13 protein-coding genes are annotated in these 16,013 nt (G+C 71.6%); 4 read left to right on the top strand and 9 right to left on the bottom strand.

Annotated elements, in window-relative coordinates:
- Positions 1-27: 27 nt before the first annotated feature.
- The 9 genes from ABZT04_RS16205 to ABZT04_RS16165 all read right to left on the bottom strand — a co-directional run bounded on the left by ABZT04_RS16205 (position 28) and on the right by ABZT04_RS16165 (position 10,828).
- On the bottom strand, positions 28-753 hold the full coding sequence (locus tag ABZT04_RS16205; protein WP_356056903.1) for a maleylpyruvate isomerase family mycothiol-dependent enzyme: 726 nt from the start codon (positions 751-753) through the stop codon (positions 28-30).
- Positions 750-2,990: an FAD/NAD(P)-binding protein gene (locus ABZT04_RS16200; protein WP_356056902.1), complete on the bottom strand. Its 2,241-nt coding sequence runs from the start codon at positions 2,988-2,990 to the stop codon at positions 750-752. Before ABZT04_RS16200 ends, ABZT04_RS16205 begins: the two co-directional genes overlap by 4 nt.
- Entirely contained in the window at positions 2,987-4,123 is a 1,137-nt protein-coding gene (locus tag ABZT04_RS16195) for an aminotransferase class V-fold PLP-dependent enzyme (RefSeq protein WP_356056901.1), read from the bottom strand. Before ABZT04_RS16195 ends, ABZT04_RS16200 begins: the two co-directional genes overlap by 4 nt.
- Positions 4,120-4,992 (bottom strand): hypothetical protein, encoded by an 873-nt coding sequence (locus ABZT04_RS16190; protein ID WP_356056899.1) that lies wholly within the window; start codon positions 4,990-4,992, stop codon positions 4,120-4,122. Before ABZT04_RS16190 ends, ABZT04_RS16195 begins: the two co-directional genes overlap by 4 nt.
- Positions 4,989-6,176 (bottom strand): nucleotidyltransferase family protein, encoded by a 1,188-nt coding sequence (locus ABZT04_RS16185; protein ID WP_356056898.1) that lies wholly within the window; start codon positions 6,174-6,176, stop codon positions 4,989-4,991. Before ABZT04_RS16185 ends, ABZT04_RS16190 begins: the two co-directional genes overlap by 4 nt.
- A 1-nt stretch (position 6,177) precedes the next feature.
- Positions 6,178-7,854, bottom strand: coding sequence for an amino acid adenylation domain-containing protein (locus tag ABZT04_RS16180; RefSeq protein ID WP_356056897.1), 1,677 nt, complete (start codon positions 7,852-7,854; stop codon positions 6,178-6,180).
- Positions 7,851-8,918 (bottom strand): 2,3-diaminopropionate biosynthesis protein SbnB, encoded by a 1,068-nt coding sequence (gene sbnB, locus ABZT04_RS16175; RefSeq protein WP_356056895.1) that lies wholly within the window; start codon positions 8,916-8,918, stop codon positions 7,851-7,853. Before sbnB ends, ABZT04_RS16180 begins: the two co-directional genes overlap by 4 nt.
- The gene (gene sbnA / locus ABZT04_RS16170; RefSeq protein ID WP_356056893.1) at positions 8,911-9,885 is read right to left on the bottom strand and encodes a 2,3-diaminopropionate biosynthesis protein SbnA; all 975 of its coding nucleotides are present in this window, start codon (positions 9,883-9,885) and stop codon (positions 8,911-8,913) included. The genes sbnB and sbnA overlap by 8 nt, the downstream gene beginning before the upstream one ends.
- An 82-nt stretch (positions 9,886-9,967) precedes the next feature.
- Positions 9,968-10,828: an isocitrate lyase/phosphoenolpyruvate mutase family protein gene (locus tag ABZT04_RS16165; protein WP_356056891.1), complete on the bottom strand. Its 861-nt coding sequence runs from the start codon at positions 10,826-10,828 to the stop codon at positions 9,968-9,970.
- A gap of 239 nt (positions 10,829-11,067) precedes the next feature.
- On the opposite strand from ABZT04_RS16165, the gene ABZT04_RS16160 reads away from it, so the two are divergent.
- Genes ABZT04_RS16160 through ABZT04_RS16145 form a run of 4 tightly spaced genes read left to right on the top strand, consistent with a single transcriptional unit; the run spans position 11,068 to position 16,011 of the window.
- Positions 11,068-12,036, top strand: coding sequence for a TauD/TfdA family dioxygenase (locus ABZT04_RS16160; protein WP_356056890.1), 969 nt, complete (start codon positions 11,068-11,070; stop codon positions 12,034-12,036).
- Between the two features lie 54 nt (positions 12,037-12,090).
- Positions 12,091-13,434, top strand: a complete 1,344-nt coding sequence (locus ABZT04_RS16155) for a TldD/PmbA family protein (protein WP_356056889.1) — start codon at positions 12,091-12,093, stop codon at positions 13,432-13,434.
- A complete protein-coding gene (locus ABZT04_RS16150) occupies positions 13,431-14,735 on the top strand; it encodes a metallopeptidase TldD-related protein (RefSeq protein ID WP_356056888.1) in 1,305 nt (434 codons plus the stop codon). The genes ABZT04_RS16155 and ABZT04_RS16150 overlap by 4 nt, the downstream gene beginning before the upstream one ends.
- Before the next feature lie 16 nt (positions 14,736-14,751).
- Complete coding sequence (locus tag ABZT04_RS16145; protein WP_356056886.1) at positions 14,752-16,011, top strand: MFS transporter; 1,260 nt, start codon at positions 14,752-14,754, stop codon at positions 16,009-16,011.
- Positions 16,012-16,013 lie beyond the last annotated feature (2 nt).

The following is a 16,013-nucleotide window of genomic DNA, read 5'->3' as shown; positions in this document are numbered from 1 at the left end:
GCCCGTCGGACGCGCGGCACGGGCCGGTCAGGGCCAGGCGTTCAGTTCGGGCAGGGCGGCGGCCGTCGTGGTGGGCGCGGCGGAGTGCGGGCGGCCCGAGATCCAGGCGGCCAGCGAGCGCAGCGTGCCGCGGACCTCGGCGCCGTCACCCGTGCCCTTGTGCCACTCCTGGCCGGTGTCCTCGGCGACGAGGGCGGTGCCGTCGGGCAGCCGGACCTGGAGGAAGGAGACGACATGGACCGAGAGCGCGGCGCTCCAGTCCTCGGAGCGGTCGCCCCGACCGAGGTCGACCCCGTGCAGCGCGGTCTCTCGCCACCACGCCAACTGGGTCGCGAACAAAGGGGAGTTGCGGTAGGCGCAGGGCAGGTCCCAGTCCTCGGTGCCGAGCGCCGCCCACGCCTCCTCCAGGGCGGTCAGGCCCTCCTCAAGCTGCTCGCGCAGCCATTCCACGGGACGGTCGTGCAGTTCCTCGATGCGACGGTCACGGGTGGGCCGGCCGCCGTCGTACACCTCGACGGTGCGGCCCTCGACGGCGTACCTGGCCTGCCGGGCGAAGGCCCGGGAGAGGTCCGCGAGGTGGATCAGGACATGACCGCGGGTCCAACCGGGCAGTTCGATCGCCGCCCGCGCGTCCTGTTCGGTGAGTCCGGCCGCCTCGGCGCGCAGCCGCTCGTGCGCCGCGGTGATCTCCTTCAGCCGCTCCGGGATCTCGATTCCGCCGTACTCCGGGGCGTTGTAGGGGGTGTTGCTCATGTCGGGGTCCTTTCGATGTTCTTCGGCTCCGAACCGGCCGGGGCCCCCTGCGGCATGAACGCGTTGATCCAGCACAGGATGTCCCGGATGACGTGGTGGTCCTTGTTCGGACGGAGCGCGCCGATCTGGTGGTACATCACCCCTTCGCTGGGCGGGCCCAGGAAGGTGATCCGTGACTCGACCGTGCCATCCGCGCGCACCGGATGGAATTCGGGGGTCAGGTCCAGGCCACCGGGGACGAAGTCACCTTCTCCGACACCGGGGTTGGTCCACTTCCGCACCAGTCCGCGGCGCAGCAGATTGGGGTAGACCGGCATCACGTCGCGCTCGGCGTCGAAGGAGTGCACCCGGGCGTCGACCAGTACGTCGGCCTGTCGGGTGGTGCCGGTTACCGGCCCGCTGACCCGGAACCGGCCGCTTTCCTCGTCGGTCTCGACGCGTGCGCCGGGGCCGGCCGAGATGTCGACGTGGCCGGAGCGGATGAGCGCGGTCACCTTCTCCATGGCCTCGACGGAGGCGCCCTGGCAGAGCCGGTTGTGGTGCGGGGTGTACACGCCGAGGAAGGTGCGGTGCGAGGAGGCGCGCAGGCCGCCGAAGTCGACCGCGTCGATCACGACTCCGCGCAGGTCGCGCCAGGCCGCGTCGGCGGCGGCCTTCGCCGGATTGCTCAGGTTGCCCTGGGCCGCCCAGCGGATGTCCCTGTCGAGGAAGTCGAGGAAGGCCCCGACGTACGCCTCCGCGTCCGGGTAGCCGTCGCGGGGGACCGGGGCGATCGTGCTTTCCCAGGAGAAGCGGTGCTCGGCGGCGCGCCGGGGGTGCCGCCACGGGGATTCGGCGGCGGCCGCGGCGGTCGCGAACTCCTCCGGGGCATCCGCCAGTTCGAGCAGTTTCGCGGCCTGGTCGGCGCCGTGGACCACGGTGAGGAAGGAACCGAGCAGAGCGGCCAGGGGGAGCTGCCCGTCCCGCGGTGCCGCGCGGCCCGCGAGCGCCTCGTCCACCTGGGCGGCGGCGGACCGTGCCAGCTCCTCCAGCGGGGCCAGCAGGAACGAGGCCGCCTCCTGGTGGCCGGCGAACGCGTCGGCGTCCGCGAGGAACTTCTCGTACCCGGGTCGGGCCGCCCGGATCGCCGCCGCCCGGAACTCGGCGCCGTACAGGGTGCCGTAGTAGATCAGCGACATCTCCAGCAGGATCAGCGGGAAGACGTGTGCCTCGAAGTCGAGTTGGCGCTTTTCGTGGCCGCCGATGATGTTGGGCACGCCCACCGTGGCGCGCAGCCGGGCCACCGCGTCCGTGGTGAGGAAGGGGCCCTTGTACTCCAGGGCCGCGATGTCGCGTTCCTTCTCGTTGTAGGGGCGCGCGAAGGTGAACAGTCCGGAGCGGCTGAAGGCGACGACGGAGTCGGGCTCGCGTCCGCACGGCCGGTACTCCAGCCGGCCGTCCGCGCCGCGTTCGAAGGTGCCGCCCCGGCCCTCGGTGAGGTAGAGCAGCACGTCGATACCGGTGAGCCCCATGCCAAGACAGGCCACGGTGGTCCCGGGACCGGTGAACGCCGGGTCGAGAGACCGCTCCAACGGGTAGGCGTTCGGGATCAGATGAGCCTGGTGCCGGCCCGCGAAGTCCGCCCAGGCGGTCTGCCGGGGGTCGAGTTCGGGCCGGTTGGAGGAGTGCCCGGTGAGCATCAGGACGTAGTCCGCCTCGTACGGCGTTGCCGTGTCCGCGGTGAGGATCCCGAACCGTTCGCCGCGCTCTTCCAGGTCCACCACCTCGGACCGTCGCAACGTCACCGAGACACCCTGGGCCGCGCGCAGGATCTCGACGTACTGGGTGAACTGGTCCTTCAGGGCGAGGCCGTGCAGATAGCGCTTGGGCCAGTCCTCGGCGACCAGGTCGAAGCGCGGGTCACCGGTCTCCTGGAACTTCCTGCGGCACCACTCAAGGAAGGTGGGCCGCTCGCCGGCCGTGAGCAGCGGGCCGGCCGCGACGACACTCTCGTCGGCGGCGAACGCCACCTGGCCCACGACCCGGTTGAGATAGCTGGTCCTGGTCTGGTCGGGGCTGTGCACCTGCCCGGGACCGAACTCGCCCGAGAGGTCGTAGATCACGATCTCCAGGGGCACCGGCCGGCCGGCCGCGCGCACCAGGGCGGCGAGCCGCTCCAGTACGTAGGTGCAGGTGGGTCCGCCGCCCACGATGGCCAGGTGAATCGGCGCAGCGGCACGGGAGTTGTCGGTCGTCACCGGTTCGCCACTCCTTTCTGCTCGGTCTCGTGCTTGCTCAGGACGTCGTCGAACGCGGCGAACAGGCCGGTGATGTCGGCCGCGGTGAGCTGGCCCATGTTGGCCAGCCGGAACGCTCCGGCGGACTTCGCCTGGGTGGCGTAGATGACGTAGCCGCGCTCCTTGAGCCCGTCGTGGAGTTCGTCGTACGTCAGGCCGTTGGACAGATGGGCGTTGGTGATCGAGGCGGCCCGTTGGTGCGGCGGCAGCAGCAGTTCTATGCCTCGTCGCTCAAGGTTTTCGCGGATCTCCCGGGCCCGGTCCGTGTAACGCCTGCCGCGGGTGGCCACGCCCTCCTCCAGGGTGAGGTCCAGTGCGGTGTCGAGGGCGCGCAGGACTTGCAGGGCCGGGGTGAACTGGGGGTTGCGGTCGAGGACTTGGGCGCGGTAGCCCGCGAACAGGTCGAGGTAGAAGGTGCGTGGGGTGAGCGGTTCCAGCGCGGCGAACCGTTCCCTGGGGGCGCAGACGAAACTGATCCCGGGCAGTCCCTCCAGGCACTTGTTCGCGGTGCCGACGCACCAGTCGACGTGGTCGGCGACGACGTCGAGTTCCTCGGCGCCGAGGCTGCTGATGGCGTCGACGATCAGCGACCTGCCGTGCCGGGCGACGACGGCGCCCAGCTCCCGCAGCGGGTTGAGCATGCCGGTGCTGGTCTCGTGGTGGACCACCGCGACATGGGTGACACCGGGGTGCTCGCCCAGGAAGCGGTCGACCTCCTTCGGCGGGATCGGATCGGCCCACCCGAACTCCAGGTGGTCCACGCCGATGCCGTGGACGCGGGCGATGCGCAGCAGCCGTTCGCCGTAGTGACCGTTGTCGAGGACGAGGAGCCGTCCGTCGGCCGGTACGACGGAGCTGACGACCGCCTCCAGGGCCGCCGTGCCCGAGCCGGTGAGCAGCACGGCTGTGTGCGAGTCCCCGCCGCCGCACACCTTGGCGATCTTGCCGGCCACGCCGACCAGGAGTTCCTGGGCCTCCGGTTCGCGGTGGCACTCGTCGGGCGAGGCGAGGGCGGTGCGGACCCGGTCGTGCACATTGACCGGACCCGGGTTCAGCAGGACGACCCGGTCCCGGCGGTCGGACGCGGTGGTCATGGGGCGTTCTCCAGGAAGAGGGCGGGCGGGGGAGTGGTGCCGCTCGGGGCGCGCCGCGCGATCAGCGTGCGCGGGGTGTCGGGCGGCCAGTCCGCGAGCGGGGCGAAGAGGTGCCTGAGGTCCGCCGCCGTGCGGTCGCCGCGGGTGATGACGCACTCGGCGCCGCGCCGGGCGGAGTCGGCCAGCGCCTCGACCTTGCCTTCCATGGCACCGGTGGCGTCCCACGCGTCCGTCCAGAACAGGGCGCGGGCGGCGGCCAGTTCGTCGGGGTCGAGGTGGGCGAGCACCGGAGAGCCGGGGCCTCCGGTGTGGATGCCGTCGACATCGGTGAGGGCCACCACCCGGACCGGTCCGACGCCGAGATCCAGCAGGGCGGCGGGTACGTCATCGCTGCTGAGGATGCGCAGAGTGCCCTCGGCGGTGAGGTAGCAGTCGCTGGACAGCACGGGCAGCGCACCCTCGGCGAGCAGCCGGCCGACGACCGCGCCGTGGGAGACCCGGCTGCCGTCGGGGCGTTCCTCGAACATGGCCGTGACCTGGAGCGGGACGGCCCGTACGCCCCGGGCGCGCAGCCGGGTCGTCCAGGCCCAGCGCATCCGGAACGCCGGTTCGGTCAGGGCCACGGCGGCGTACGGGTCGTCCTTCGCCGCCTTGATCCGCAGCCCGACCGGGTGGCAGAGCGCGCCGCCCCCGGTCACCAGGACCACCCGGCCGGGGTGGGCGGCGACCAGGTCCGCGAGCAGCCCGGCGTAGTCGTCGATGGCGCTCCAGTCGGTCTCGCCGGTGTCCCGCTTGTCGGAGAGGAGGCTGCCGCCGACCTTCAGGACGAGGAGCCCCGGCTCACCGGCCCGCGCGCCGGGGCCGGTCACTGGAGCGGCACGTTCGAGGCGGGGCCGGCGGTGTGCCGGCCGGGGTCGAAGAGCCGGGCGAGGAAGCTCTGCTGCCAGCGCGCGGTCCGCCCGTCGAGGGAGCCGTACTGCTCCAGGTAGTCGGTGTCGTCCGGACGTACCTTGTCGAGCACCCACGCGGGTACCGAGCGCGGGTACAGCACGGCGGTGAAGTGCAGGGCGTAGTAGACGATCGCCTCGGCACCGACCTCGCGGACCCGGTCCAGGAACCGCTGCCAGGCGTCGTCGTCGGTGGCCTCGGCCACCAGGCTCAGATCGAGGAACTTGCTGAGCTGGAGGTCCTGTTTGTTCTCGAAGAAGTGCAGGCTCACCGCCTCCTTGTGGAGGTGGGAGCAGAGGTCCAGGAGCCGGTCGTCCGGGGCCGGGACCCAGGCGGGGACCCCGCACAGCACGACGGGCACGGCCCGGTCGAGCAACTCCTCGGCGGCGAGGGAGACCCCGGACTTCTTCTGGAAGATGTCGTGGCAGATGTCGACGTTGAAATCGGTGATGTCGGGCCGGCCACCGGGTTTGCGGTACGGGAGCTGGTTGCTGAGGTTCACCTTCCAGAACAGCTGGGTCTGTCGGCTGTAGGGCTCGATGCGCTCGCCGTCCTCGGCGACCTGGCCCTGGAGGTAGCCGAGCCGGGCGAGTACCTCGTGGGCGGCGGGGGCGTCGTCGCGGGCCAGCAGGACGTCGAGGTCGGCGATGCGGCGGAGTGCGGGGTCGTGGTACTCGCCTTCGCCGAGGGAGAAGCCCTTGCGGACCGCGAACCGCAGCCCCGCGGCGGTGAGTTCGGCGAAGACGCGGCCGAACTCGTCGGCGAGCGCCTGGTTGCGGGCGCGGTTGGCGAGATAGGCGCCGATGAACACCCAGGAGTAGGGGAAGCCGGGGGAGTCGCCGGCCTTGCGGTCCAGGCGGTACCGGTCGACGTGCCGGCCGATCAGGGGCAGCAGCTTGTGCCAGGCCGCGGCCTCCAGGAAGGCGCCCCAGTCGTGGTCGGGCCGGCCCGCCAGGGCGCGGACCTCCACGACGTCGCTCTCGCCCAGCCGCGGCCGGGCAAGTGCCAGCAGCAGCCGGGCGTGGGTGGGGAGGTCGTCGACGGTCACCTCGGGGGTGGTGGGAGCTTCGGAGGCCGGTACTCGGGTCGTGTTCTCGCGTGCCATGTCACACCTTTGCCGGGGTCGAGCCGTCCTGCGTCAGCCGGCGCAGCGCACGGTGGTCGGTCTTGCCGTTCTGGGTCAGCGGCAGCGCGTCGAGCTCGGTGAGCCGGCGCGGCACCATGGCCTCGGGGAGGGCGTCGGCCAGGTGGGCCTTCAGCTCCTCGGTGGGGACGGGGCCGAACAGCGTGTAGTAGGCGGCGAGTTCGGGCCGCCCGTCGACGACGGGCACCACGACGGCGCACTCGTCGACCGCCGGGTGCCGGCGCAGGACGACCTCGATCTCGTCCAGCTCCATGCGCACCCCGGCGACCTTGACCTGCCGGTCCACGCGTCCCAGGTAGTGGACGACGCCGTCCTCGAAGCGGGCCAGGTCTCCGGTGCGGTACAGGCGCCCGGTGGGGGAACCGGGGTCGAAGGGGTCGGTGAAGAACGCCGCCGCGTTGTTGTCGGGGTCGTTGAGGTAGCCGAGTCCGACGACCACGCCGCCGACGAACAGCTCGCCGCTCTCGCCGTCGCCGGCGGCCCGCCACCGTCCGTCGTCCTCGGGGGCGAGGAGGTAGAGCCGGGCGCCGCGGACCGGTGCGCCGACCGGCAGCCGGGGGTGGATGGTGTCCCGCGCGGTCACCTCGTGGTGGGTGATGTCGTCCGAACACTCCGTGGGGCCGTAGGCGTTGAGCAGCCGGACGTGGGGCGCGGCGGCCAGGAACCGGGCGGCGAGTCCGGTGTGCAGTTCCTCGCCGGTGGAGATCAGCCAGCGCAGCGCGGGCAGGGTCGTGCCGGTGCGGCGTTCGGCCTGCTCGGTGATCCAGCCGACGACGGTCGGCACGAGTTCGACGACGGTGACGCCGGACTGCTCCAGGACGTTCGTCAGCCGCCGGGGGAAGGCGAGTTCGGGCTCGCGCACCACGACGACGGCGCCGCCGACGAGGAGCGGGGCCAGCATCTGCCAGATGGAGATGTCGAACACCAGCGGAGCGGTGAAGGCCAGCCGGTCCGCGCCGGTCAGACCGAGGTCCTCGACCTTGGCCCAGAGGTGGTTCATCATGCCGCGGTGTTCCACCGAGGCACCCTTGGGCCGCCCGGTGGTCCCGGAGGTGAAGATGCAGTAGCGGGGTTCCAGGGAGCGGTCCGGGTTCCCGCCGGCGAACGGGACGGGCACCGGGGTGTCGCCGCCGGGTGCCGCGACCGTGGCGGTCCCCAGCTCGGCGGCTGCCGCCACCGCCGTACGGCCGCGCGGTCCGCCGCCTCCGGGGGTGCCGGAGTAGTCGAGCAGCAGGCCGGCCCCGCTGCGGGCCAGCACCTCGCCGACGCGCTGGGCCGGCCAGTCGGGGGCGATCGGGAGATAGACGGCGCCGAGGCTTTCGAGGGCGAGGAATGCCGCGATGGTGTCGGCGGAACGGTCGCCGACCGCCGCGACCACCGTGCCGGCCGCGCAGCCGGCCTCGCTCAGCACGGTGCGGAACCGGCCGACGCGGGCGAGTAGTCCGGCGTACGACAGGGTGGATTCGCCGTCGGTGACCGCGGTGCGCCGCGGTGTCCGGGCCGCGGTGTCGGCCACCCGGGCCAGCACGCCGGAGGTGGTGTCGGACGGGCCGATGTCGCGGCCCAGGCCCAGCTCGCGGGCGCGGTCGGCGGCGCCCGGGGCGAGCGGCAGCTCCGCCGGTGTCAGGGGCGTGGTCATGAGGTGCCCGCGCTCTGGTGGCGGTCCAGCTCGTGGAAGAAGCCGTCGATCGGGACGGTGTCGCCGGCCGCGGTGGCCAGCCGGTGCACATGGGCGCCGACGACGAGGTCCAGCACGCCCAGGCCGAACGGGGAGAAGACCACGGGCCGGTCGGCGGGTGCGGTGAACTTGCCGGTGAGGACGTCGTACAGGGTGGCGTCCAGGAAGGCGCGGTTGCCGGTCTCCTGTTCGGCCAGGTGCACGGAGGTGTCGGCTTTGAGTACGTGCTCGACGTCGTCGACGACGTTGGCGCTGCGCAGTACGACCTCGGTGCCCAGGTCGCGCAGCGAGACATGCAGCACCAGGGGGTTGTGGTCGAACCAGGAGGTGTCGACCACGTGCGGGGTGGCCGCGGTGGTCGCGAACACGATCAGGTCCGAGGAGCGGACCAGGGACTCGGCGTCCGGGTGTACCCGCACCGGTGTGCCGGTCGGCGCGAGGACCTGCTCGGCGAAGGACGCGGCGTACTTCGCGCTGAGGTCGTGCACCCCGAACTCTTCGATGTGCCAGCCCAGTTCGGACAGGTGGTCGTGGATGTACCGGGCGATGAGACCGGTGCCGAAGAAGCCGATGCGGCGTGGGGTGCCGCGCTGTTCGGCCAGCCTGCGGGCGGCGGACGCGGCCGAGGCGGCGGTGCGCACCGCGCTGATGATCGACCCTTCGAGGCAGGCGTACGGGTAGCCGGTGCGCGGGTCGTTGAGCAGCAGCAGCGCCGAGGCGCGCGGAATGCCCAGGCCGAGGTTGGTGGGGAAGCTGGAGATCCACTTGATCCCGTCGACACCGGCCTCGCCGTCCGCGCCGAGCCCGCCGCCGACCGAGGCGGGCAGCGCGATGATGCGCGCGGTGGGACGGTCGGGGAACCGGAGGAAGTAGGACGGCGGGTTCACGGTCCGCCCCTCGCCGTGGAGCCGGTAGGCGTCCTCGACCAGGTCGATGATCTCCGCCCGGCGTCCGGCCAGACTCCGGTGGACGGCCGCGCCGGGGACGACGGAGAATCCCGGCGGTTCGGCCTGTTGCTCAGCCATTGCTGCCTTCCCGTTCCGTGTGGAGGTCGCCGTAGGTGTCCTTGACCCACGTGTCGTCGTAAACCGTTTCGAGGTAGCGGTCGCCGAGGTCCGCCGAGATGGCCACCGCGTTCAGCGACCGGCCCGGGTCGTGCCGGGCGAGCCAGCCGGCGGCGCCGCTGACGACGGTGCCGGTGGAGCCGCCGAGGAGGAATCCGTGCCGGGCCAGGCGCCGGCACATCCGTACGGCGTCCTGCTCCGGCACCGGGACCACGTCGTGGACCAGGTCCCGCCGTACGAAGGGCATGGGTTCGCCGGCGCCGAGGCCGGGCAGATGGCGGGGGCCCGAGGCCAGGCCGAAGTTGACCGAGCCCACGGTGTCCACGGCGACGACGCGCACCCCGGGCCGGTTCTCCCGGAAGTACTGGGCGCAGCCGTTGAGCGTGCCGCCGGTGCCCGCGCCGACGAAGAGCACGTCGAGGTCGGGGAACTGTTTGGCTATCAGGGGCGCGGTGTTCTCGTAGTGGGCGAGCCAGTTGGCCGGGTTCTCGTACTGGTTGAGCCACACATAGCCGGTGTTGCTCTCGCACAGTTCCCGCACGAGGGCCTTGCGGGCCGAGAGGTAGCCGCCGCTTGCGTCGGGCCGGTCCACCACCACGACCTCGCTGCCGAGGGCTCGCATCAGCTTGACCGTCGCCGGGTTGCACTTGGGGTCGGTGACACAGACGAAGGGGATCGACCGGGCCGCCGTGACGACGCTGAGGGCCACGCCGAGGTTGCCCGAGGAGGATTCGACGAGGGTGGAGCCGTCGCCGATCAGACCGTTCCTCAGGCCGGTGACGACCATGGACGTGGCGGCCCTGAGTTTCACGGATCCCGCGAAGTTGAAGCCCTCGCACTTGAGGTGCAGCGGGATGCCGAGCGTGTGGTCCAGGTCGATGTAGACGTCGCTGTCGACCAGGTCGTCCGCAGTGGAGATGATTGCCAAGGGTCCTGTCCGCTTCTGTGCGCCGGCCCGCTCACGGCCGCCGTCCGCTCGTCCCGCGCGCGCCGCGCGGCCGTCCTGACGATCAGCTGTCGAGCTTCTGCCAGGTGTCGAGGCCCTGGAGCGCGAAGATGTCCTTGACCGAGGCGATGGAGCCTTCGAGGGCGGTGGTGTCGCCGTTCTCGTACACGGAGCGGTAGGTGTCGCGCAGAGCGCTGACGGTGGCGCGCAGTCCGTGGTTTGCGTAGATGACGACGGAGACGCCCGCCCGCTGGATGTCGTCGATGTGCCAGTCGGGGTAGGTGGTCGGGACGATGACCACCGGGACCCGGAAGTCCCAGCCGTCCAGGAAGGCGACGACCTGGTCGCGGGTCTTCGCCTTGGAGTGGACGAGGACGGCGTCGGCTCCGGAGTCGGCGTAGGTGCGGCAGCGGGCCAGGGCCTCGGCCACGTCGAGGCCGCTGATGAGCGCCTCGGTGCGGGCGATGACGAAGGTGTCCTTGGAGGCCTGCGCCTCCTTGGCGATCTTGATCTTCTTGGCGAACTCCTTGGTGCCCAGCAGTGTCTGACCGCCCGCCACGAAGCTGTTCATCTTCGGAAACAGCTTGTCCTCCAGGCAGAGCCCGGTGATGCCGGCCGCCTCGAATTCGTGGACCATGTGCCCCACGTTGAGATTGCCGCCGTAGCCGGTGTCGCAGTCGGCGACGACCGGGATGCGCAGCACCTTCTGGATGTTCGCGGCGGCTTCGAGGTACTCGGTCATGCTCAGGATGCTGGCGTCGGGCAGGCCGCGGGACGCGGAGACCTCAAGGCTCGACGACCACACGGCCTGGAAGCCGGCCTCCTCGGCCAGGAGCCCGCCCAGGGCGTGGTTCGCTCCCGCGACCCGGACGACGTCGTTGTCCGCCAGGACGGAGCGGAATGAGGGGTATATGGGTCGCTGCACGCCTGAAACTCCTGGTCTTTTGACAGTGGAATGGCAATCCTTGCCAAAGCGCTGAGCTGTGCGCTGCGCTGCTGTGAAGCGCCGAGACCTGGCCGTTGAGGCGTTTGATCGATCGGCACGGTCCAAAAATCTAGAGCGAGCGGCAAGAGTTGTCAATGACTTGTCAACCAATTGCCAACGTGTTCCAATCGTTCTGGCCCGGGGTCGGGCCGACGGGAAACAGAGAGGAACAGCAGAGAATGAGCACCGCGCTCGCGCCTACTCATCCACGCACTCTGGAAGTCCCCGCCGAGGCGTTCCACACCTTCTCGGAGCAGGCTCAGAGCGAACTGGCCGGCTATGTGGCCGCACTCGACCGGCAGCACCCGCGGGGCCGCGTCGACGCCGTCGAGGTGGACCTCACCGCGGTGCCGCGCTTCGCCGGCGAGGTCGACGGCAGCCGGGACGTCATCGACTCCCGCGCCCACTTCATCGTCTACGACCGTGTCGCGGGCGTCCGCTCACTGCGCCAACAGGCCCTGTACGCCTGGGTGCTGGGCACCGCGCTGGGCCGGCCCATGGTGCAGAACACCGACGGCTGGCGCCTGATCGAGGTGTACGACCGGGGCGTCCGCAAGACCATCGAGGACGGCGCCCGCTACCACCAGACCAAGCAGGGCTCGTACATGCACAACGACGCCGTCAACGACGTCGACCCCATCGACTACCTGCTGCTGTCCTGCGGCCAGTCCGCCCACATCGGCGGCGAGAGCATCCTCGTCGACGCGAAGCCCGTCCACGACGTCCTCGCCCGGCACCCCGACGTCCTCAAGATCCTCACCCAGGACTTCTGGTTCGAGAAGCGCGGCATGTCACTGAGCGCGGAGACCGGCTTCTTCCGCTCCCCGATCATCCGCTACACCGCCGACGGCGAACCGCTCGTCCGCTACTTCCGGACGTACATCGAGGTCGCCCACGACAAGAAGGGCGAGCCGATCACCGACCAACAGCGCGCCGCCCTCGACTTCTTCGACGCCGTGCTGGACCAGTCGTCCGTGCAGTACCGCATCCGGCTCGAACGGGGCCAGACCCTGGTCTCCGCCGACGACCGGTTCCTGCACACCCGCACCGCCTTCTACGACCGGTTCGAGCCCCGGGGGATCGACCTGGACACCGACAGCCCGGACCAGGTCAACCGCTACATGTTCCGCATGTGGTCGAGCAAGTGACCCCGCGCCGCCCGCCGTCACGCGGCGCGGCACGTCCAGCCGAGGAGAACGCCCATGCCCAGTGACTCCCTCCGCGCGGTGGGCCACGACCTGGCCGCCGAGATCCGCCGGGAGCGCCCGCACGACTGCGTCGCGGCCTCGGCCGCGGTCCAGTCCTGGCACCGCGTCGGCGGCCGGTACGCCGAGGGCAGGATCCGTGACATCAGCGTGCAGCGCGGCCGGGCCACCGCGGCCCGCTACGTGCTGCGCGACTCCTACCTGCACCGCGCCGTCTCCGGGCTCGACCCGACGGTGGCCCGGCTCGCCGCCGACGACACCCCTGACCCGGTCCGTCACCGCGCACCGGACTCCGGTCCCGTGCCGGAGTGGATGGAACTGTCCGCCGCCCTCCGCGCCCTCGGCGAACTGGAGGAATCCGCCCGGAAGTTCGACCCGTCGGTCGCCCAGGTCGTGGTGGACTTCGAACTCGGCGACCAGGACCTGGTGCTCGCCGACGACACCGGGCTGCACGACGAACACCGCCTGCTGAGTTACCTCACGATCCGGGTGATCGCCCGCCGCGCGGGCCGCGTCGCCACCGGCTTCTACACCCCCGGCGTCAGCGGCCCGCTGAGCGGCATCGACGTCCGCGCCGCCGGCGAGGAAGTGGCCCGCCGCGCGGTCACCGGGCTCGACGCCAGACCGGCGCCGGTCGGCCGGCTTCCCGTCGTCGTGGCGGGCGGCCGGGGCATGGTCCTGCTGCACGAGGCCTGCTGCCACCCGCTGGAGGGCGACGAGGTACTGCGCGGCTCCGTCTACGCCGGCAGGCTCGGGGAGGACATCGCCTCCCCCCTCGTCACGCTCACCGACGACCCCACGGTGCCGCGGGCGGTGGGCAGTTACACCTACGACGACGAGGGCACCCCGGGCGGCCCGACCACCCTCATCGAGAACGGCGTGCTCACCGGCTACCTGACCGACCAGGAGTCGGCGGCCCGCCTCGGCCGCGCCTCCAGCGGCAACGGCCGCTGCACCACGGCACTCCAGCCGCCCCAGCCCAGGATGACCAACACCTGCCTGGCGGCCGGCACGTCGAGCGTCGCCGACCTCATCGCCTCCACCGAGCACGGCATCTACGCCCAGCACGTCGGCGGCGGCGAAGTCATCGAGTCCACCGGCGAGTTCACCTTCCGGGTGACCAACGGCTTCCTCATCGAGAACGGGCGGGTCACCGACCCGATAGAAGAGACCACCATCACGGGAACGGGAACGCAGGTGCTCCGGGACATCGACGCCGTGGCCGACGACAGCACGGTGGGCGCGGCCAAGTGCGGCAAGTTCGGACAGTGGGTGACGGTCGGCGTGGTCGGCCCCACCCTCCGGGTCGGTTCGCTCCTGGTCGGCGGTACCGAACGATGAGCGACACCTTGATCGAGCAAGCGGCCCTGCACGGCGCCGACGCCGAGGTGTGGACGCTGCGCCGACGGACCGAGGAACTGGTCTGCCGCCTGGGCGCGGTGGAGCGCCGCAGCGAGGTCGCCACCGGCGCCACCGCCCTCACCGTGTGGCTCGAAGGCACCGAGGGCTACGCCGTCCAGAACGTCCCCGACTCCCGCGACCCCGCCCTGGTCACCGCCGCGCTCGCGGTGGGCCGGGCCCTGTCCGCCACCGGCACCGCCCCACCACCTCCGCCCGCCCCGGGCCCGCCCCACCGGATTCCCGACACCCCGCCACCCCGCCTGGACACCGAGGCCGCCGAACGGCTCCGGACGCTGAGCACGGGCGACGACGGCCTGGAGGTCGAACTCCGCGCCCGCGCCGACCGCTCCCGCATCCGCTTGCACCGAGCCGGAACCCCGCCCATCGGCTACGACACCGGCGTCGTCCAGATGCACACCAGGATCACCGCCCGCGGCGACGGCATCGGCCACATCGGCCACCAGTCCTACGGCCGCTCCGTACCCGGCCTCCTCGACCGGCTGGCCACCGAGGAACTGCCCGAACTCATCGGCCTGGCCCGCCTGCTGGCCACCGAACCCGTGCCACGACTCGCCTACGACGACCTCCTGGTCGACGGCCGGGTCCTGGTCAAGCTGCTCTCGCTGATCGTCCCCGCCTTCCAGATGGACTCCGTCCTCGAAGGGCGCTCCCCGCTCGCGGACCGCACCGGAGAAGCGGTCGCCTCACCCGGCGTCAGCCTGGTGGACGACCCGACCGCACCCGACAGCCCGCTCCCTGTCCCCTGGGACGGCGAGGGAACCGCCTGCGGGCCCACCGCGCTGATCGAGGACGGGACCCTGCGCGGATTCCTCAGCGCCCGCCGCACGGCGGCCGAGGCAGGCACCAACAGCACCGGCTCCGGACAGCGCGGCCCCGGCGGCGAGATGGTCACCGTCCAGCCCGGCTGTCTGCTGCTGCGTCACACCACCGACCTGGGCACCGAGTTCCGGCCCGGCCGCACCGTGCTGCACGTCGTGCAGGCCAACGGCGCCCACACCTCCAACCCGATCACCGGCGACTTCTCCATCGGCGCCAACGCGGTCGTCGTGGGCCCGGACGGCAGCCGCGGCAACGCGGGCAACATCACCCTCGCCGGCAACGTCTTCGAGCTGCTGCGGAACCTCGACGGACACGACGGCCGGACACGGGTCAACCGCGCCCATGACTCCTTCGTCGCCGGTCCCGGCGTATGGACCACCAGCCTCACGACCGGCCGCTAGGCCACGGGGAGTCCGGATGTCACTCCTGAAGAACCACGAGTTCCGGCTGTTCTGGGGTGCCCAGACGGTCAGCATGATCGGGACGAACACGAGCAGGACCGCCATCCCGCTGCTCGCCGCCACCACCCTGGCCGCGACCCCGATGCAGATGGGCGTGCTGCAGGCGGCGCAGACCTTCGCCTTCCTGCTGGTCGGACTGCCCGCCGGAGTCCTGGTCGACCGGGTCCGCAGACGACCGATCCTCATCGTCTGCGACCTGCTGCGGGCCGCCCTGATGATCCTGATCGGCGTGGGCTTCTACCTGGACCGGATCTCCTTCCCGGTCCTGCTGGCGGGCATGCTGCTGATCGGGTTCGCCACCGTCTTCTTCGAGATCGCCTACCAGTCGTACATCCCGGTCGTGGTGGGCCGTGACCGGCTCGTCGAGGGCAACGCCCGCCTGGAGAGCACCAATTCGGTCTCCCGGACGGTCGGCCCCACCCTCGGTGGTTCCCTCGTGGAACTCGCCGGCGCCACCGCCACCCAGTGCGCCCAGGCCGCCGCCCACCTGCTGTCGGTGTTCCTGCTGTCCCGCATCCGCACCGTCGAGGCGGCCCCCGAAGGCCGCCCCGACCGGCGCATGGGCGCCGAGATCCGGGTCGGCCTGAGCTTCGTGCTGCGCCACCCGGTGTTCCGCGCCATCACCGGTTCGGCCGCCACGTACAACTTCTTCTACGCCATGACCCTGCCGCTGGTGACCCTGCTGCTGGTGGACGAGATCGGCTTCTCCGGCACCCTCGGCGGCGCCCTCATGACCATCGGCGGGGTCGGCGGAGTGCTCGGCGCGGCCCTGTCCGGCCGGCTCGCGCTCCGGCTCGGCCAGGTCCGCGCCATGCGGCTCGGCTATCTCACGGCGGTGCCCACCACCCTGCTCATCCCGTTCGCCGGCGACGGCTGGGCCGCGCTGCTGTTCGCCGGACCCTGGTTCGCCACCGCCTTCGGGATCATCGTCTACAACGTCGGCCAGGCCAGCATCCGCCAGGCACTGTGCCCGCCCGACCTGCTGGGCCGGATGAACGCCAGCGTGCGTTTCCTCGTCTGGGGAATCCTGCCGCTCGGCTCCCTCGCGGGCGGCGCGCTGGGCGAGTGGACCGGCGTACGGACCGCCCTCTTCGTCGCCGGGGCCGGGATGAGCGCCGGCGGACTGTGGCTGGTCTGCTCCCGGCTGCGGACCATGCGCGACCTGCCCGCGCCCGAGGACTTCCCTCTGGCGCGCACCGCCCCCCTGAGCAAGTGAAT

Source organism: Streptomyces sp. NPDC005492 (assembly GCF_040605995.1).
Taxonomy (GTDB): domain Bacteria; phylum Actinomycetota; class Actinomycetes; order Streptomycetales; family Streptomycetaceae; genus Streptomyces.
The sequence above is the reverse complement of the archived record's forward strand: the minus strand, read 5'-3'. Positions and strand labels throughout refer to the sequence as shown.